Consider the following 17,814-nt stretch of genomic DNA (forward strand, 5'->3'; position numbering starts at 1 on the left):
TTCGGGGGTAACCCGACCGGGTGGACGTGGACGCACACGGTGTGCGGTTGGTCGGCAACGGGGTGTGTGACCGTCTCGGGTGCCCTCGCTCGGGCGAAGGTCGGGTAATTGTCGGAGTGTCCGTCGACGTGACCGACTAATGCGACAATTCGGAAAAGCGGCCTCTGCGATCGGCATCGATTTCGCGACGGCCGGGCCGATTACGCGTTGTAGGAGGTGGGTGGCAGATGACGGCGTTCGACCGCGATCTACCTGCTGTCCCGCAGATCTACGAGCGCTCCGAGCAGGGCATACGTGACGCTGCGCGGTCCGACGGCTACCAGAACGACGTTGCGCAGCGTCACCGTCGGAGGTCTAGGCTGTCTGCTGTTCCTGATGATCCATCCATCTCTAGCGAACGAGAATTCGACGTGACGAGTGCGTTGACGCTGCCCACCGGCAACCAGCTGGCGTCGTCCTGGCCGGAGGCGCCGTCCGGGTCCCAGCCCCTGCCGTTCGAGCTGGACCACCTGCTCGCCCTCCGGGTGCCCGGGCTGATCGCCACCCGTCGCCACCTCCACTCGCACCCGGAGCTCTCCGGCGAGGAGTTCGAGACGGCCGCCCTGATCGCCCGGGAGCTCACCCTGGCCGGGCTGCGGCCGCGGCTGCTGCCGAAGGGCAACGGGGTCATCTGCGACATCGACGGGCGCCCCGACGGGCCGGTCGTCGCGCTGCGCGCCGACATCGACGCCCTGCCGCTGACCGACTCGAAGGACGTGCCGTACCGCTCCACGGTGGACGGCGTCTGCCACGCCTGCGGTCACGACGTGCACACCACCGTCATGCTCGGCGTCGGCATGCTGCTCGCCCAGCTCGCCGACCTGGGCGAGCTGCCCGGCCGGGTCCGGCTGATCTTCCAGCCCGCCGAGGAGATCCTGCCCTGCGGCTCGCTTGAGGTCATCGAGGCCGGCGGCCTGGACGACGTGGTGCAGATCTTCGCGCTGCACTGCGACCCCAACCTGCCGGTCGGGCAGATCGGCCTGCGGGTCGGCCCGATCACCGCCGCCGCCGACAACGTCACCGTCCGGCTCACCGGCCCCGGCGGGCACACCGCCCGCCCGCACCTGACCGTCGACCTGGTCGACGCCCTGGGCCGCCTGATCACCGAGGTGCCGGCGCTGGTCAGCCGCCGGGTGCCGGCCAACAGCGGGCTGCTGCTGGTCTTCGGCCACGCCTCGGCCGGCACCCGTTACAACGTCATCCCCTCCGAGGCGTCCGCGTCCGGCACCCTGCGGGTGATGGACCGCGACACCTGGGAGCTGGCCCCCAAGATCGTGGGTCAGGTCGTCCGCGACGTCGTCGCCCCGACCGGGGCCACCGTCGACCTCGAATACCTGCGGGGCCGCCCGCCGGTGTGCAACGACTCCCGCGCCATCCAGGTCCTCACCGGCGCCACCACCGCCACGCTCGGGCCGGAGGGCGTGGCCGAGACCCCGCAGAGCATGGGCGGCGAGGACTTCTCCTGGTACCTGGAGTACGTCCCCGGCGCGCTCGCCCGGCTGGGTGTCGGCCGCTCCGGCCCGAACGTGGACCTGCACCGGGCCTCGTTCGACGTGGACGAACGGGCCATCCCTGTCGGCGTACGGCTCATGGTCCAGACCGCGCTGCGGGCACTGGCGGCGGCCCGGTAGGCAGCGGCGCCGCCGGTCCGCCCGGCATCGCCGGCGGCGGGCCCGTGCGCCGCCGCCGGCGCAGCACCACCAGCAGCACCGTCAGCGGTACGCCGATCACCAGCAGCCACGGCAGCACCGCGCCGAGCACCGTCAGCAGGACGGTCATCGAGGTCAGGAAGACCTTCCAGCCGCCCCTGAGCCCCACCATGAAGCCGACCTCGGTCTCCTCGTCGGCGGTGCTCGCATCCGGACCGACCAGCGACACGGTGATCGTCGACAGGCTGGTCAGGTCCGCCAGCCGCTCCTTCTTCGCCACCAGCGACGCCAGGTCCGCCTCCCGCCGGGACAGCTCGTTCTCCAGCGACACCAGGTCGCTGATCGAGGTCGCCTTCGCCAGCAGCCTGCGGGCGCTCTCCACCCGGGCACGCTGGGTGGTGATCCGCGCGTCCAGGTCGACCATCTGCTCGGTGACGTCCTCGGTGCGGATCTCCCGCCGCTGCTGCCGGCCCAGCCTCGCCAGATCCTCGACGACGCCGTGGAACTTCGCCGCCGGCACCCGCAGCTCCAGCTCGGCCCGCGCGTCCGCGTCGGCGCTGCGGCGCTGGTCGCCGCCGACGAAACCGCCGGCCGCCGTGACCGTGGCGATCGCGCTGCGCGCCGCGTCGTCCACATCCTCCACCTGCACGCGCATCGTGCCGGTGTAGATGATGGACCGCTGGTCGACCCGCAGGTCGGGCGCACCGGCGCCGGCACCCGGCTCGGCCTTGCCGGCGCCCGGCTCGGCCGCGCCGCCCGCCTGGTCCGCCGCGCCGCCCGCCTGGTCCCGCTCCGCCGGGGCCGCCGCCGGCGCGCTGTCGGCGTTGTCGCCCGCGTCGCTGCCACAGCCCGCCAGCGCGAGCAGCGCGACCAGAGCGGCAGCCGTCAGCCGTACGCCCCGACGTCGCCGTCCCCCTACGTCCATCCCGCCTCCATCGTCCTCGCCCCCGTGTGGGGCGATACCTCAGACGTGACGCGTCACCACGTCGGTTCCGGCAGACTGCGCTCAGGACGTCACGATTCGATAATCTTGGAGTCACGATGCAGCTCACCAAGTACGCCCACTCCTGCCTGCGGGTGGAGCACGACGGGGGAGTGCTGGTCATCGACCCGGGCGTGTTCAGCGAGGCGGCGGCGCTCGACGGGGCGGACGCGGTGCTCATCACCCACGAGCACCCCGACCACGTCGACGTCGAGGCGGTCAGCCGGCAGCTCGACCGGCGTCGGTTCGTCATCCACGGTCCGGCGTCGCTGGCCGGCACCCTCGGTGACGCCGCCGAGGCGCTCGACGCGGTCCGACCGGGACAGTCGTTCACGGCCGCCGGCGTGCCGGTACGCGCCTACGGCGGCCGGCACGCCGTGATCCACCCCGACATCCCGGTCGTGGACAACCTGGCGTACCTCCTGGACGACGTGGTCTACCACCCCGGGGACAGCCTGGTGGTCCCCGAGGACACCCAGGTCGACACGCTCTTCCTGCCGATCCACGCCCCGTGGACGAAGTTCTCCGAGTCGCTGGACTTCCTCCGGGCGGTCGCCCCGCGCCGGGCGTACGCGCTGCACGACGGGCTGCTCAACGACAACGGGCTCAACGTGCTCAACGGCAACTTCACCAAAATGTCCGAAGTGGACTACCGCCGGCTTGAACCGGGCACCCGGATCGACGCCTGACGGCGATGCCCGGCCCGTCCCGAGAGCTGGTGCACCGGCTCTACACCACCGCGCCGGACCGGTTCGTCGCGATCCGCGACGAGGCGGTCGCCGAGGCCCGCAGCGCCGGCGACCCGAAGGGCGCGCGGGAGATCGCCCGGCTGCGCCGGCCCACCGTGGCCGCCTGGCTGGTCAACCTGCTCGCCATCCGCCGCCCCGAGTTGGTCGCCGACCTGGCCCAGCTCGCCGAGGCGCTACGCACCGCCCAACGCGAGCTGCGCGGGCCCCGGCTGCGGGAACTCTCCACCCAGCGGCGGGCTGTGGTCGCCGCGCTCGTCGCCGAGGTGCGCAAGCTCGCGGCCGGGGCGGAGGGGGCCCCGTCGGCCGGGAAACTGCCGCTGGCCGAGGTGGAGGCCACCCTCAACGCGGCGCTCGCCGACACCGACGTCGCCGAGCAGGTCCGCTCCGGCCGGCTGCTGAAGGCCGCCACCTACGCCGGCTTCGGGGAGGTGCCCCGCCCGCAGTTGCGGCTGGTGACCGGCGGGGAGGAGCCGGAACCGGCACCCCGCCCCGAGCCGGCCGGGAAGCAGCGGCCCGACGCCGACCGGTCCGCGCTCCGCGCCGAGCAGGCGCAGCGGGCCGCCCGGGCGGAGCGGGCACGCCGGCGGCGGGCGCTGGAGAAGGAGCTGGCGAGGGCGCGTACCGATCACAAACGGGCCGAGGCGGAGCTGACGGGCGCGACGGCGGCCGAGCGCGACGGCGTCGCCGCCCTGGACGCGATCGAGGCGGAACTGGCCGAGCTGGAGCGCCGCCGGGCCGTCGCCGAGCAGGACCTGAGCCGGGCGAGGCTGGCGCGGCGCGGAGCGGAGCGGACCGTGACCGCCGCCCGCCGCCGCGCCGGCGAGGTGGAGGCGGCGGTGGAGGCGCTCGACGCCGAGGAGGGGGATGCCGACGCGGACGTCGGCGCGGCAGACTGACCCTTGTGGACGGGCGGGGCGACCGGGGAGCGTGCGGATGACGCCGGAACAGGTGGCGGCGGCCAGCAAGCCGGTCGTGCTGGAACTCGGTGACCTCTTCACCCGCTGCCCGACCACCCTGCGCCGGGCGCGGTTGCTCGGCATCTCCGGCTGGGCGTTCTACGTCACCGGGCGGGCCGGCGCCCTCGGGGACGTCCGCGCGGAGACGGTCGCCGCCGCCCTCGGCTTCCTGGCCCCCGACGCCGTCGCCGACGGCTGGGACGCGGCCCGGCGGGTCGTCCCGCCGGTCGAGGTGGCCGCCGCCACCCTGGCCGAGTGCTGCCGGTGGGGCGAGGAGCGGCTCGACCCCCTTTCCGGGGTGAGCCGGCTCGCCGCCCTGCTCGGCCGTGCCGTCGACGCCGCGGACGCCAGCGGCATGCCGCTCTTCGCTGCCTGGCGGGCCATGCCGGTGCCGGTCCGCACGGCCGGCGCCCGGGCGGCCGTCGGCCTGCGCCTGCTCCGGGAGCACTTCGCCGGCGCGCACCTGATCGCGGTCCGGGCCAGCGGGATGACGCCGTTGGAGGCCGTACTCGCCGGCCCGGACGGCGAGGCGGGTGCGGTCGCCTGCGGCTGGCCGCCGCCGTACCCCCCGGTCGGGCCGCTGGTCCGGCGGCGGCTCTGGGCCCAGGCGGTGACCGACCGGCTGGCCGCGCCGGCCTTCGCGGCGCTCGGCCCGGCGGACGGCGCCGAGCTGGTGGAGCTGCTCACCGCGACCCGGGCCCACCTGGCCGACGCGGGCTGAGCCGCCGCGGCCGGAAATTCGGCGGCGCTTCGACGGCCCGGCTGTCAGGATCGCCTCCGTGACTCTCCCCGCCGGTTGGCAGGCCCGCCGACCCACCCTCGACGACGTACCGGCGATCCTGGCGGTGGTGCACGCCGCCGACACCTTCACCCTCGGCTACCCGGACTTCACCGCCGAGGACGTGCGTGACGCGCTGACCGCGCCGAACGTCGACCCGGAACGGGACTCCTGGGTGGTGGCCGAGCCGGACGGCACGCTCGTGGCGTGGGCGATGCTGGACAACCCGGGCGGGGTGGGTCGGGAGTTCGTCGACGTCTTCGTCGACCCGGAGCGGGGCGCCGCAGTGCGGGCGTCGCTGTTGGCCCGGCAGCTGGACCGGGTGGCCGGGCGGGCCGCCGAGCGCGGTCTGCCGGCCCTGACGGTACGCAGCCCCGCGTACCCGCCCGAGCGGCGGTGGGCCGAGGAACTGCTCGACGCGGGATTCGGCTTCGTCAAGCGTTACCAGGTCATGAGCCGGTCGCTGGCGGGGCTGCCCGCCGAGCCGCCGGCACCCTCGGCGGGGGTGACGGTCCGTCCGCTGCGCCCCGGCGACGAGTCGGATCTGCGTGACTTCCACCGGATCTACGACACCTCCTTCCGCGACATCCCCGACTACGAGCCGCTCGGCTTCGACCTGTGGCGGGCCCGGATCGGGGCCGACCCGGCCTGGGACGAGTGGTTCGTCGCCGAGGTCGACGGGGAGCCGGCGGGCATCCTCCAGTCGTCCGACCAGGGGCTCGACCGGAACGAGGGCTGGGTCAAGAACCTCGCCGTGCTGCCCGGGCAGCGGCGCCGGGGCGTGGGCGCGGCCCTGCTGCACCACGCGTTCGCCCGGTACGCGGCGAAGGGCCGGGCCTCGGCCGGCCTCGGGGTGGACCTGACGAACCCGACCGCCCCGCTCTCGCTCTACCGGTCGGTGGGGCTCGGCGAGGTGCGCTGGGTCGACATGTACGAGCTGGTCGTACCGGCCGCCGGTGTGTGATTGACGACGCCGGCCGGGGGCGGCTGGAGGCTCCGCCCGGTGCCGGAGCAGACTGGGGCCGTGGGATACGCGCTGGGCCGACGAGGGGCGTCAGGCCGACGCGGTGCCGGTGGGGCGGGACCGCAGCTCGGTGACGTAGTCGTCCGGCGCGCCCGCCTTCTCGGCGGCGTTCGCGATCTCCGAGAGGTACCACGCCGTGGGCAGCCCGCCCTCGTACCCGTCGAAGACGTAGATCCACGCGGTCACTTCGCCGTCGAGGGTGGAGACGCGCACGTGCAGCTTGCGGTACGTGCCGGCGGCCACCCCCTCCAGCTCGTCGAGCTGGGCGGCGTCGTACGGGTGGATGTCGTAGATCGCCACGAACACCCGGTCGCCGGGGGACTCGACGACCGTGCTGACCGCGCCCTCCCAGCCGATCACGTCCTCGCCCGCGAAGGTGAGCCGCCAGCCCTCCAGCCAGCCGGTGCCCACCATCGGCGAATGCGGGCAGTAGGCGCGCATGCGGGCGGGGTCGAGGTTTGAGCCGTAGGCGGCGTGATGACGCACGGCGATGACGATAGCCCGCCCACGGGGTGGGGGAGAATACGACAGAGCGTGTCGGACGCGTTCGGGAGAAGAAAGTCACTGTGAGCATTGGTCGGGGGCGGGCACGGTGAGCGCGAGGAGTGCAGCGGAGCGGAGCCCCGCAGCCGCGAACGAAAGGATGGCACTGTGAGCCGGATCGTGATCATCGGCGGTGGACCGGCCGGCTACGAGGCGGCCCTGGTCGCCGCGCAGTTGGACGCTGATGTCACCGTCGTGGAGGCCGAGGGCGCCGGCGGGGCCTGCGTGCTGTCCGACTGCGTACCGTCGAAGACCTTCATCGCCAGCTCCGAGGTGGTCACCGGCTACCGGGACACCGAGGAGTTCGGGGTGCACTCCGACGGGCTGGAGGCCGTCACCGTCGACGCCAGCGCGGTGCACGAGCGGGTCAAGCGCCTCGCGCTCGCCCAGTCCGCCGACATCCACGCCAAGCTGGTCAAGGCCGGGGTGACCTTCGTGCCGGGCACCGCCCGCCTCGGCGAGGACACCCTCGGCCACACCCACCGGGTGCTCGTCACCCCGACCGACGGCGGCGAGGAGCAGTCGATCGCCGCGTCGACCGTGCTCATCGCCACCGGCGCCACCCCGCGCCAACTGCCCACCGCCGTCCCCGACGGTGAGCGCATCCTGACCTGGCGCCAGGTGTACGACCTGCCGGAGCTGCCCGAGCACCTGATCGTGGTCGGCTCCGGCGTCACCGGCGCGGAGTTCGCCAGCGCCTACCTGGCCATGGGCGTGCAGGTGACCCTGGTCTCCAGCCGCGACCGGGTGATGCCGCACGAGGACGCCGACGCGGCGATGGCGATCGAGCGGGTCTTCCGCAACCGGGGCATGAGCATCCTGAACAACTCGCGGGCGGACGCGGTCCGGCGTACCGCCGACGGGGTGGAGGTCGAACTCTCCGACGGCCGCCGGGTGGCCGGCTCCCACGCCCTCATCGCGGTCGGCTCCATCCCCAACACCGCCGACCTGGGCCTCGCCGAGTACGGCGTCGCGCTGGCCCGGGGCGGCTACGTCACCGTCGACCGGGTCTCCCGGACCAACGTGCCCGGCATCTACGCCGCTGGCGACTGCACGGGCGTGCTGCCCCTGGCCAGCGTGGCCGCCATGCAGGGCCGGATCGCGATGTGGCACGCGCTCGGCGAGGCGGTCCGGCCGCTGCGGCTGCGTACCGTCGCGGCGAACGTGTTCACCGACCCGGAGCTGGCCACCGTGGGCGTCTCGCAGGACGAGGTCGACGCGGGCAAGGTGCCGGCCCGGCAGGTGATGCTCGCGCTGGACGGCAACGCCCGGGCGAAGATGGACGACCTCGCCGACGGCTTCGTCAAGCTCTTCTGCCGCCCGGCCAGCGGCCAGGTGGTCGGCGGCGTCGTGGTGGCGCCGAAGGCCAGCGAGCTGATCCTGCCGATCACCATGGCGGTGGAGAACAACCTCACGGTCAACGAGCTGGCCCAGACCATCACGATCTATCCGAGCCTCTCCGGCTCCATCACCGAGGCCGCCCGCCAGCTCATGCTGCACGAGCTGGAGTGACCGCACCGGCCGCGCCGCCCGGGCCACCCCGGCGACCGGCGCGGCCGGTCACTCCGCCCCGGGCGCGTCCGTGCGGGCCGTGACGACGACCGGCACCACCGCCACCGGGTCCGCGGCCCGCCGGGCGCCGACGACGGTCATCGCCCAGCCCGCCGCCGCGAAGCCGGCCGCCGCGAGCCCCGCGATCAGCGCCAGCCGCCACGCCGACTCGGTGAGCGCCGTCCCGCCGAGGTGCCCGACCAGCCCGCCGTAGGTGGCCCAGCCGATCGCCGCCAGGCCCTCGTAGAGCACGAAGAGCCGGTACGGGTACCGGCTGCGGCCGGCTGAGAAGCAGGCCGCCATCCGGCCGCCCGGCACGAAGCGGCAGAGCAGGATCACGAGCGGCCCGGGCTGGCGCAGCCCCCGGGTGACCCGGTTGGCGACCCGCCGGGCCCGGCCCCGCTGCACGTCGCGCGGTGCCCGGCGGTCCGGTGCGCCCCGCCCGAGCAGGTAGCAGGCCAGGTCCCCGACGAAGACGCCGAGCGCGCCGACGGCGATGGTCACCGGCAGGTTCAGCCCGCCGTACACGGTGAGGGCGCCGCCGGTGATCATGACGACCTGGGTGGGTATCACGGGGACGAAGGCGTCCGCGACCAGCAGCGCGAGCAGTACGACGTACGCCCAGGCCGGCGACGCGATCTCAGTGAGTAGTTCGGGCACGACTGCCACCTCGCCGGACGGGGCCGATTGCGGGTACCGAGCCTGACTGGTCGTCCGACGTCCCGGGGCGCGACCCTGGCTCCTGGTGACCACCGACACGGCAGGGCCACCAGGTGCAACGAGCGGACACCGTCGGAGGTGACGGATCCGCGTACCGCCGAGGGTCGGCGGATCGCATCGGCCGGGCGTACCGTTGTCGGCGCGCGGCCCCACGACCGTCGGGTCCCCCGTTTCCGACGGTGCGGCCGCCGCGGGCCGCCGGCAGGTCCCGTGCCGGCGGCCCACCCACGTCCCGTCCGGCGCGCCGACCCGCGCCTTCCCGGACCGCCCGGAATATCCGGCTGCGGTCGCCCCGGGCGGGGGCGTACCGTCGCCGCATGCGCAGTGCGGTATCCACCACGACGCCGGGAGACCCCGGCGCGCCGCACTGACCTGACCGTCGACGAGGCCCCGGGGCGATCCGCCCCGGGGCCTCGTGGCGTCCGGTGACCGGGTCGCCTCCGGGTCGTACCCGATCAAGGAGCGCCACATGATCGACCACCGCAGGCTCGGCCGGGAGCTGGAGCTGTTCGACTCCGACCCGCTGGCCGGCGCCGGGCTGCCGCTCTGGCTGCCGGCGGGCGCCGCCGCCCGGCACGCCGTCGAGGAGTACGTCCGCGAGCTGGAACGCCGGGCCGGCTACCGGCACGTCGTCACCCCGCCGCTGGGCCGGCGGGAACTCTTCGAACGCTCCGGCCACCTCGGCTACTTCGCCGACGACATGTTCCCGCCGATGCGGCTCTCCGCCGACGACGAGTTCGTGCTGCGTCCCTCGCTCTGCCCGCACCACGCGCTCGTGTTCCGGGCCCGGGGCCGCTCCTACCGGGAGCTGCCGCTGCGCATCGCCGAGCTGGGCGGCATGTACCGGGCCGAGCGCTCGGGGGTGCTCGGCGGGCTGTCCCGGGTGCGGGCCATCTCGCTCAACGACGCGCACAACTTCTGCGCCCTGGAGCAGGTGGGCGAGGAGGTCGCCGAGATCCTGCGGCTGATCCGCGAGGCGCACGCCGCGCTCGGCGTACGGCCGGCGGGGTTCCGGCTGTCGCTGCGCGGGCCGGGGGAGAGCTACGTCGGGGACGACGCCGGCTGGGCGCGGGCCGAGGAGCTGTTGCGCGCCGCGCTCGACGGGGTGGAGTTCACCGAGGCGCCGGGGGAGGCCGCGTTCTACGGTCCGAAGATCGACGTCCAGGTGCGCGACGCCGCCGGGCGGGAGTCCACCCTCTCCACCGTCCAGCTCGACTTCGACAAACCGGAGCGGTTCGACCTGTCGTACACCGACGCGTCCGGGGCGCGGCGTCGACCCGTGATGGTGCACCGCAGCCTCGTCGGCAGCATGGAGCGGCTCTTCGCGTACCTGATCGAGGTGCACGAGGGCGCCTTCCCCGCCTGGTACGCCCCGGTGCAGCTCGTGGTGCTGCCCGTCGGGGACGGCCAGGCCGACGCGGCGGCCCGGCTCGCCCGCGACGCGCTGGCCGCGGGGCTGCGCGTCGAGGTCGACGGGGCCGGCTCGCTGGGCTCCCGCATCCGCGACGCGGCCCGGGCCCGGGTCCCGTACGCCGCCGTCCTCGGCCCCCGTGAGGCGGCCGGGGGCGCGGTCGCGCTGCGGTTGCGCGGCGGCCGGACCCTCGACCCGATGCCCGCCGCCGACGCCCTGGGGCTGATCGGCGCGGTGGTGGCCGACCGCGCCCCGACCCTGCTGCCGGCCGGCTGAGCGCCCGTCCGGCCCCGACCCCGTCGGCCGCCCGCCCCGCGCCACCGGCGGCCCGCCCCTCACCGGGCGGACCCCTCGATCAGCGCGGGCTCGGGCTCGGGCTGCGGGTCGGGGTCGGGCTGGACGGCGGCGGTGAACTGCGACCGGTACAGGCGGTGGTACGCGCCCTGCGCGGCGAGCAGTTGGTCGTGCGTGCCCTGCTCCACGATCCGGCCGTCCTCCATCATCAGGATCAGGTCGGCGTCGCGGATGGTGGAGAGCCGGTGCGCGATGACGAAGCTCGTCCGGTCCGAGCGCAGGGCGGCCATGGCCCGCTGGAGCAGCACCTCGGTGCGGGTGTCCACCGAGCTGGTCGCCTCGTCCAGGATCAGCAGCGACGGCTCGGCGAGGAAGGCGCGGGCGATCGTGATGAGCTGCTTCTCGCCGGCGCTGACGTTGCTGCCCTCCTCGTCGATCACCGTGTCGTAGCCGTCGGGCAGGCTGCGGACGAACCGGTCGACGAACGTCGCCCGGGCGGCGGCCACGATCTCCTCCTCGCTCGCCCCGGGGCGGCCGTACGCGATGTTGTCGCGGATGGTGCCCCCGAAGAGCCACGTCTCCTGGAGCACCATCCCGATCCGGCCGCGCAGGTCGTCGCGGCGCATCGTGGTGACGTCCACCCCGTCGAGCGTGATCCGGCCGGCGTCCAGCTCGTAGAAGCGCATGACCAGGTTGACCAGCGTGGTCTTGCCGGCCCCGGTCGGCCCGACGATGGCCACCGTGTGGCCGGGCTCGGCGACCAGCGAGAGGTCCTCGATCAGTGGCTTGTCCGGGGTGTACCGGAAGGAGACGTTCGAGAACTCGACCCGGCCGCGCGGGTCGCGTACCCGGGCCGGCTCGACCGGGTCGGGGCTCTGCTCCTCGGCGTCGAGCACGGCGAAGACCCGCTCGGCGGAGGCCACCCCCGACTGGAGCAGGTTCGCCATCGAGGCGACCTGGGTGAGTGGCTGGGTGAACTGCCGGGAGTACTGGATGAACGCCTGCACGTCGCCGAGGCTCATCGACCCCGACGCCACCCGCAGGCCGCCCACCACGGCGATCGCCACGTAGCTGAGGTTCCCGACGAACATCATCGCCGGCATGATGATCCCGGAGACGAACTGGGCGCCGAAGCTCGCCCGGAACAGCTCCTCGTTCTTCGCGGTGAAGGCGGCCTCCACCTCGCGCTGGCGGCCGAAGACCTTCACCAGCTCGTGGCCGGTGAACGCCTCCTCGATCTGGCCGTTCAGCTCGCCGGTGTGCGTCCACTGGGCGATGAACTGCTGCTGCGACCGCTTGGCGATGCTGGTGGTGACGACCACCGAGACCGGGACCGCGACCAGGGCCACCAGGGCGAGCAGCGGCGAGATCCAGAACATCATGGCCAGGACGCCGACCACGGTGAGCAGCGAGGTGAGCAGCTGGCTCAGCGTCTGCTGGAGGCTGGTCGAGATGTTGTCGATGTCGTTGGTGACCCGGCTGAGCAGCTCGCCCCGGGGCTGCCGGTCGAAGTAGGGCAGCGGCAGCCGGTTGAGCTTGTCCTCCACGTCGGCGCGCAGCCGCAGCACGGTGCGCTGCACCACGCCGTTGAGCAGCCAGCCCTGCCACCACATCAGCAGGCTGGCCCCCACGAAGAGCCCCAGCGCCAGCAGCAGCACGCGCGCCAGCGCGGCGAAGTCGATGCCCACGCCGGGCACCACGTCCATCCGGGCGAGCATGTCGGCGAAGTTGTCGTTGCCGGCCGCCCGCGCGGCGGCCACCGCCTGGTCGGCGGTGGTGCCCGCCGGCAGCTGCCGGCCGATCACCCCCGTGAAGATCAGGTCGGTGGCCCAGCCGAGCACCTTCGGCCCGATGACGCTGAGCGCCACGCTGACCACCGCCAGGGCGATCACGGCGACGAGCTGGAGGCGTTGCGGGCGCAGCCGGCCCAGCAGCCGCCGGGCCGAGGGCCCGAAGTTCATCGACCGCTCGGCGGGCATCCCGGCCCCCGCCCACGGCGGCCCGCCGCGCTGTCCGCCGGGCGGCAGCCGCTTCGGCGTCCGCTCCTCGGCGGCCGGCTTCTGCTGCGGTACGGCGCTCATGCCGCCACCTCGCTTCGCTCGGTAGCGGCATGAGGCGCCACGCTGCTGTGCCTGATGGTTCGCTCGCTCCGCTCGCTCATGCCGCCACCTCGCTTCGCTCGGTAGCGGCATGAGGCGCCACGCTGCTGTGCCTGATGGTTCGCTCGCTCCGCTCGCTCACGCCGCCACCTCCGCCGTGTTCTGCGACGCCACGATCTCGGCGTACGTCGGACAGGTCCTCAACAGTTCGTCGTGTCGGCCGATGCCCACCACGCCCCCGTTCTCCAGCACGACGATCTGGTCGGCGCCGACGATGGTGGAGACCCGCTGCGCCACGATCACCACGGCGGCGTCCGCGGTGACGGGGCGCAGCGCCGCCCGCAGCCGCGCGTCCGTGCCGAGGTCGAGCGCGGAGAACGAGTCGTCGAAGAGGTAGATCTCCGGGCGTCGCACCAGGGCCCGCGCGATGGCCAGCCGCTGCCGCTGCCCGCCGGAGACGTTCGTGCCGCCCTGTGCGATGGGCGACTCCAGTCCCTCGGGCATCGCGGCGACGAAGTCCCGCGCCTGGGCGATCTCCAGCGCGTCCCAGAGTTCCGTGTCGGTCGCGTCCGGGTTGCCGTAGCGCAGGTTGCTCGCCACCGTCCCGGTGAACAGGTACGGCCGCTGCGGTACCAGTCCGATCCGGCGCCACAGCTCGTCCGGTGCCAGGTCCCGTACGTCGACGCCGTCGACGAGCACCGCGCCGGCGGTCGTGTCGACCAGCCGGGGCACGAGCGACAGCAGGGTGGTCTTGCCCGCGCCGGTGCTGCCGATGACGGCCGTCGTCGTGCCCGGGGTCACCCGGAACGACACGTCGCGCAGCACCGGCTCGGCCGCGCCCGGGTACTGGAAACCGACGTCGCGCAGTTCCAACTCGCCGTGGGTCGTCACCTCGGTGACGGGCCGGGCGGCGGGCACCACGGAGGAGTCGGTGTCGAGCACCTCGACGATCCGCTCGGCGCAGACCGCCGCGCGCGGCACCATCATCAGCATGAAGGTGGCCATCATGACGGCCATCAGGATCTGCATCAGGTACTGGAGGAAGGCCGTGAGCGAGCCGACCTGGATCGCCCCGGCGTCCACCCGCTCGGCGCCGAACCAGAGCACCGCGACGCTGGAGACGTTGAGCACCAGCATCACCACCGGGAAGACCAACGCCATCAGGCGGCCGATGCGCAGCGCGGTCGCCGTGAGGTCGGCGTTCGCCGTGGCGAAGCGCTCCGTCTCGTACGGCTCCCGGACGAACGCCCGCACCACCCGGATGCCGGTGATCTGCTCGCGCAGCACCCGGTTGACGGTGTCGATGCGGGTCTGCATGAGCCGGAAGCCCGGCACCATCCGCCGGATGATCAGCCACAGGGCGACGGCCAGACCGGGCACGCTGACCAGCATCAGCCAGGAGAGCCCGACGTCCTCGCGCAGCGCCATCACCACGCCGCCGACGCTCATGATGGGTGCGGCGACGAGCATCGTGCAGCTCATCAGCACGAGCATCTGCACCTGTTGGACGTCGTTGGTGTTGCGGGTGATCAGCGAGGGCGCGCCGAACCGGGCGACCTCACGGGCGGAGAAGCGGTTGACGTGCCCGAAGATCGTCGAGCGGACGTCCCGGCCGAAGGCCATCGCGGTCCGCGCGCCGAGGTAGACGGCCGCCACCGAGCAGACGATCTGGACCAGGCTGACCGCGAGCATCCAGCCGCCGGTACGCAGGATGAACGCGGTGTCGCCCCGGGCCACGCCCAGGTCGATGATGTCGGCGTTGAGGCTGGGCAGGTAGAGCGACGCGATGGTGCCGACGAACTGGAGCAGCACCACCGCGGCCAGCGGCCGGTGGTACGGGCGCAGGTGCGTACGCAGCAGCCGGGTCAGCATGCCAGGCCCCCTTCCGGGGTGGCCTGGTCGCCGTTGCCGATGACCTCGAGGAGGAACTCGCGGATCACCGCCGCCTTCGCCGGGTCGGCGTCCACCGAGGTGAGCGGGGCGCCGGAGCGGATCATGGCGGTCACCGCCTCGACGCGGGCCCGGCCGGCCGTCGTGATCGCGATCTTGACGCTGCGCCGGTCGGCCGTGTCGCGCTGCCGCTCGACGAGGCCGTCGCGCACGAGGGTGTCGACGATGCCGGTCAGGGTCGCCGGCCGGACGAAGCAGCGCTCGGCAACCGTGCGGTGCGGCAGTTCGCCGTGCTCGGCGAGGGTCATCAGGGTGACCATCCCGGCCTGGGTGAGGCCGTGCGCCTCGGCGAGGTAGCGGTTCCACCGTTGCCCGGTGACGTGCCCGGCGACCACGAGCAGCCGCGCGAGAGGCACGTCCCGCAGCTCTGTCAGATGCATGGGAAGCAGGTTAGCTCCCTGAACGTCAGGCCCCAAACCAAATAGCGGTCGCCGCGCCGACGAAGAGGACCTGCTCCGCCGTACGTGGGCCGAGGGGGGTCGCCGGCCGGCCGGCGAGGGTCAGTCCGCGCCGGGCCGCCGAGACGTTCGCCGGGAACATGGCCAGCATCAACAGCGCGAGCCCGCCCGCGGCCCAACGGGCGGTCGCGGGCACCAGCAGCCCGACCGCGCCCACCAGTTCCAGCACCCCGGTGAGCGTGACCAGCAGGTCGGGCCGGGGCAGGGCGGGCGGCACCATCGCGATCATGTCGCTGCGGTACGCCGGGGCGAAGTGCGCCACCCCGGTCACCACGAACATCAGCGCCAGTCCCACCCGCAGCGCGGGGTGCCAGCCGTCGAGGGCGCCCACGCCGACCAGCCCGGCCAGCCGGGCTAGTGCGGTGCCGGTCACGAGAGCGACGAGCGGAGCCATCGGTACCTCCTCGAGGGGAAACTTGTCGCCGACAAGATTGCCCATCGAAGCGTCAACTTGTCAATGACAAGTTAGGATCGTGCCATGACCGGAACGCGCGGCTACCATCACGGGGACCTGCGTCGTGCCCTGCTCACCGCAGCGGTACGGGTGATCGAGGAATCCGGACCCGCGGCACTGAGCCTGCGCGACCTCGCCCGCCGGGCGGGTGTCTCGCACGCCGCCCCCGCACACCACTTCGGCGACAAGGCCGGGCTGCTCACCGCCCTCGCCGCCGAGGGCTTCCACCTGCTGGCCGAGGCGCTGCACGGTGCCGGCGGCGACCTGCTCGACAGGGGCGTCGCGTACGTCGACTTCGCGGTCGGGCACCGCGCGCACTTCGAGGTGATGTTCCGGCCGGACCTCTACCGCTCCGACGCGAAGGAACTGGTGGTGGCCCGCCAGCGGGCCGGCCACGCGCTGCACTCGGGCGTCGCCGGGCTGCCCGAGGGCCGCCCGACGGCGGAGGACCCGCTGGGCGACGCGCTCGCAGCCTGGTCCATCGTGCACGGCTTCGCCACGCTCTGGCTCTCGGGCGCGCTGCCGCCCCGGGTCGGCGACGACCCCCGCAAGGCGGCCCGCGAGGTGATCCACCGCCTCTTCCCAAAGCCCTGACGGGCCCTCTCGGACGCAGCCGTGACGGTATGCGGCAGCGCGGCGAGCCGGCCGCCACCCGGCAGCGGGAGCGGCTGCGGTCCGCGAGGCCGTCGGCCGGGTGGCGGTGTCACCAGCTCGTGGGCAGCGGCATCCCCTCGGTGTAGCCGGCCGTGCTCTGCACACCGACCAGGGCCCGCTCGTGGAACTCGGCGAGGTCGCGCGCGCCCGCGTAGGTGAAGGCGCTGCGCACCCCCGCGATGATCTCGTCGATCAGGTCCTCCACGCCCGGACGGGCCGGGTCCAGGTACATCCGCGCCGAGGAGATGCCCTCCTCGAAGACCGCCTTGCGGGCCCGGTCGTACGCGCTGTCGTCGGCCGTGCGCGCGCTGACCGCCCGTGCCGAGGCCATGCCGAAGCTCTCCTTGTAGCGCCGGCCGTCGGCGTCGGTGTAGAGGTCGCCGGGAGACTCGTACGTGCCGGCGAACCAGGAGCCGATCATCACGTTCGAGGCCCCGGCGGCCAGCGCCAGCGCCACGTCGCGCGGGTGGCGGACCCCGCCGTCGGCCCAGACGTGCCGGCCGAGCTGGCGGGCCGCGGCGGCACAGTCGAGCACGGCGGAGAACTGCGGCCGGCCGACCCCGGTCATCATCCGGGTGGTGCACATCGCGCCCGGGCCGACGCCGACCTTGACGATGTCGGCGCCCGCCCGCACGAGGTCGCGTACGCCCTCGGCGGTCACCACGTTGCCGGCCGCGACCGGGACCGCCGGGTCCAGCGTCCGGACCGCCCGCAGGGCGCTGATCATCCGCTCCTGGTGGCCGTGCGCGGTGTCCACGACCAGCGTGTCCACCCCCGCCTCCAGCAGCGCCGCCGCCTTGCCGGTCACGTCGCCGTTGATGCCCACGGCGGCGGCGATCCGCAGCCGGCCCCGGTCGTCCACGGCCGGCCGGTAGAGGGTGGCCCGTAGCGCGCCCTGCCGGGTCAGCACCCCGACCAGGCGCCCCTCCGCGTCGACCACCGGGGCGAGCCGGCGCCGGCCTGCCGAGAGCCGGTCGAAGCCGGTACGCGGGTCGGCGTCCGCCGGCACGGTGTGCAGCTCGGTGGACATCACGTGCCGGAGCTGGGCGAAACGGTCCACGCTGATCGTGTCGGCCTCGGTCACCACGCCCACCGGCCGGCTCTCGTCGTCGATCACCACCACGGCGCCGTGCGACCGCTTCGGCAGCAGGTGGATCGCGTCGCCGACGGTGTCGGTCGGGCCCAGCGTGATGGCCGTGTCGTGCACCAGGTGCCGCCGCTTGACCCAGGCGACGACGTTCGCCACCACCTCGATGGGGATGTCCTGCGGGATGACCGCGATCGCGCCGCGCCGGGCCACCGTCTCGGCCATCCGGCGGCCGGCCACCGCCGTCATGTTCGACACCACCAGCGGGATGGTGGTGCCCGTACCGTCGGTGGTGGCCAGGTCGACGTCGAGCCGTGAGCCCACCTCGGAACGGGCGGGCGCCATGAAGACGTCGTTGTAGGTCAGGTCGTGCGCGGGAGCCGCGCCGTGAAGGAACCGCACGTCGCCATCATTCC

At 73.9% G+C, this 17,814-nt stretch carries 16 protein-coding genes; 8 read left to right on the forward strand and 8 right to left on the reverse strand.

From position 1 onward, the window contains the following. Nucleotides 1–410: 410 nt before the first annotated feature. Nucleotides 411–1,670 carry an amidohydrolase gene (locus CLT72_RS26875; protein ID WP_089002045.1) on the forward strand — a complete coding sequence of 420 codons (1,260 nt, stop codon included), beginning with the start codon at nucleotides 411–413 and terminating at the stop codon, nucleotides 1,668–1,670. Here CLT72_RS26875 and CLT72_RS26880 read toward each other — a convergent pair. After that, nucleotides 1,627–2,613, reverse strand: a complete 987-nt coding sequence (locus CLT72_RS26880; RefSeq protein ID WP_101414136.1) for a DUF4349 domain-containing protein — start codon at nucleotides 2,611–2,613, stop codon at nucleotides 1,627–1,629. The genes CLT72_RS26875 and CLT72_RS26880 overlap by 44 nt on opposite strands. Before the next feature lie 116 nt (nucleotides 2,614–2,729). Here CLT72_RS26880 and CLT72_RS26885 point away from each other — a divergent pair, with 116 nt between their 5' ends. The 4 genes from CLT72_RS26885 to CLT72_RS26900 are packed head-to-tail and all read left to right on the forward strand — an operon-like array spanning nucleotide 2,730 to nucleotide 6,117. After that, nucleotides 2,730–3,359 (forward strand): MBL fold metallo-hydrolase, encoded by a 630-nt coding sequence (locus CLT72_RS26885; RefSeq protein WP_101414137.1) that lies wholly within the window; start codon nucleotides 2,730–2,732, stop codon nucleotides 3,357–3,359. A gap of 5 nt (nucleotides 3,360–3,364) precedes the next feature. Next, nucleotides 3,365–4,315, forward strand: a complete 951-nt coding sequence (locus CLT72_RS26890) for a hypothetical protein (protein WP_101414138.1) — start codon at nucleotides 3,365–3,367, stop codon at nucleotides 4,313–4,315. Between the two features lie 37 nt (nucleotides 4,316–4,352). After that, a complete protein-coding gene (locus CLT72_RS26895) occupies nucleotides 4,353–5,096 on the forward strand; it encodes an SCO6745 family protein (protein WP_101414139.1) in 744 nt (247 codons plus the stop codon). A gap of 58 nt (nucleotides 5,097–5,154) precedes the next feature. After that, complete coding sequence (locus tag CLT72_RS26900; protein WP_101414140.1) at nucleotides 5,155–6,117, forward strand: GNAT family N-acetyltransferase; 963 nt, start codon at nucleotides 5,155–5,157, stop codon at nucleotides 6,115–6,117. A gap of 90 nt (nucleotides 6,118–6,207) precedes the next feature. On the opposite strand, the gene CLT72_RS26905 is transcribed toward CLT72_RS26900, so the two are convergent. Next, nucleotides 6,208–6,663, reverse strand: a complete 456-nt coding sequence (locus CLT72_RS26905; protein ID WP_101414141.1) for a gamma-glutamylcyclotransferase family protein — start codon at nucleotides 6,661–6,663, stop codon at nucleotides 6,208–6,210. 165 nt (nucleotides 6,664–6,828) lie between these two features. Between CLT72_RS26905 and CLT72_RS26910 the strand changes: the two genes are divergently transcribed. Next, a complete protein-coding gene (locus CLT72_RS26910; protein WP_101414142.1) occupies nucleotides 6,829–8,232 on the forward strand; it encodes an NAD(P)H-quinone dehydrogenase in 1,404 nt (467 codons plus the stop codon). 48 nt (nucleotides 8,233–8,280) lie between these two features. On the opposite strand, the gene CLT72_RS26915 is transcribed toward CLT72_RS26910, so the two are convergent. Further along, a complete protein-coding gene (locus CLT72_RS26915) occupies nucleotides 8,281–8,931 on the reverse strand; it encodes a DedA family protein (RefSeq protein WP_101414143.1) in 651 nt (216 codons plus the stop codon). A 529-nt stretch (nucleotides 8,932–9,460) separates the two neighbouring features. Between CLT72_RS26915 and thrS the strand changes: the two genes are divergently transcribed. Next, a complete protein-coding gene (gene thrS, locus CLT72_RS26920) occupies nucleotides 9,461–10,678 on the forward strand; it encodes a threonine--tRNA ligase (protein ID WP_101415409.1) in 1,218 nt (405 codons plus the stop codon). 59 nt (nucleotides 10,679–10,737) lie between these two features. Here thrS and CLT72_RS26925 read toward each other — a convergent pair whose 3' ends face one another. The 4 genes from CLT72_RS26925 to CLT72_RS26940 form a co-directional block, all read right to left on the reverse strand. Further along, complete coding sequence (locus CLT72_RS26925; RefSeq protein WP_101414144.1) at nucleotides 10,738–12,777, reverse strand: ABC transporter ATP-binding protein; 2,040 nt, start codon at nucleotides 12,775–12,777, stop codon at nucleotides 10,738–10,740. Between the two features lie 156 nt (nucleotides 12,778–12,933). Continuing rightward, on the reverse strand, nucleotides 12,934–14,667 hold the full coding sequence (locus tag CLT72_RS26930) for an ABC transporter ATP-binding protein (RefSeq protein WP_101414145.1): 1,734 nt from the start codon (nucleotides 14,665–14,667) through the stop codon (nucleotides 12,934–12,936). Continuing rightward, nucleotides 14,661–15,125: a MarR family winged helix-turn-helix transcriptional regulator gene (locus tag CLT72_RS26935; protein ID WP_101414146.1), complete on the reverse strand. Its 465-nt coding sequence runs from the start codon at nucleotides 15,123–15,125 to the stop codon at nucleotides 14,661–14,663. Before CLT72_RS26935 ends, CLT72_RS26930 begins: the two co-directional genes overlap by 7 nt. Nucleotides 15,126–15,150: 25 nt before the next feature. Next, nucleotides 15,151–15,597 (reverse strand): DoxX family protein, encoded by a 447-nt coding sequence (locus CLT72_RS26940; protein ID WP_089002032.1) that lies wholly within the window; start codon nucleotides 15,595–15,597, stop codon nucleotides 15,151–15,153. A gap of 84 nt (nucleotides 15,598–15,681) precedes the next feature. Between CLT72_RS26940 and CLT72_RS26945 the strand changes: the two genes are divergently transcribed. Then, complete coding sequence (locus tag CLT72_RS26945) at nucleotides 15,682–16,251, forward strand: TetR/AcrR family transcriptional regulator (RefSeq protein ID WP_089002031.1); 570 nt, start codon at nucleotides 15,682–15,684, stop codon at nucleotides 16,249–16,251. 109 nt (nucleotides 16,252–16,360) lie between these two features. Here the strand turns inward: CLT72_RS26945 and CLT72_RS26950 are convergent, their stop codons facing one another. Beyond that, nucleotides 16,361–17,800 (reverse strand): GuaB1 family IMP dehydrogenase-related protein, encoded by a 1,440-nt coding sequence (locus CLT72_RS26950; RefSeq protein ID WP_101414147.1) that lies wholly within the window; start codon nucleotides 17,798–17,800, stop codon nucleotides 16,361–16,363. Nucleotides 17,801–17,814 lie beyond the last annotated feature (14 nt).

The sequence above is a fragment of the Micromonospora sp. CNZ309 genome, from assembly GCF_002846525.1.

Bases quoted from the DNA above. Each gene is read 5' to 3' on its own strand.
- CLT72_RS26940 (WP_089002032.1), bottom strand. From the start codon at position 15,597: ATGGCTCCGCTCGTCGCTCTCGTGACCGGCACCGCACTAGCCCGGCTG.
- CLT72_RS26930 (WP_101414145.1), bottom strand. From the start codon at position 14,667: ATGCTGACCCGGCTGCTGCGTACGCACCTGCGCCCGTACCACCGGCCG.
- CLT72_RS26925 (WP_101414144.1), bottom strand. From the start codon at position 12,777: ATGAGCGCCGTACCGCAGCAGAAGCCGGCCGCCGAGGAGCGGACGCCG.
- CLT72_RS26885 (WP_101414137.1), top strand. From the start codon at position 2,730: ATGCAGCTCACCAAGTACGCCCACTCCTGCCTGCGGGTGGAGCACGAC.
- CLT72_RS26880 (WP_101414136.1), bottom strand. From the start codon at position 2,613: ATGGACGTAGGGGGACGGCGACGTCGGGGCGTACGGCTGACGGCTGCC.
- CLT72_RS26945 (WP_089002031.1), top strand. From the start codon at position 15,682: ATGACCGGAACGCGCGGCTACCATCACGGGGACCTGCGTCGTGCCCTG.
- CLT72_RS26895 (WP_101414139.1), top strand. From the start codon at position 4,353: ATGACGCCGGAACAGGTGGCGGCGGCCAGCAAGCCGGTCGTGCTGGAA.
- thrS (WP_101415409.1), top strand. From the start codon at position 9,461: ATGATCGACCACCGCAGGCTCGGCCGGGAGCTGGAGCTGTTCGACTCC.
- CLT72_RS26890 (WP_101414138.1), top strand. From the start codon at position 3,365: ATGCCCGGCCCGTCCCGAGAGCTGGTGCACCGGCTCTACACCACCGCG.
- CLT72_RS26935 (WP_101414146.1), bottom strand. From the start codon at position 15,125: ATGCATCTGACAGAGCTGCGGGACGTGCCTCTCGCGCGGCTGCTCGTG.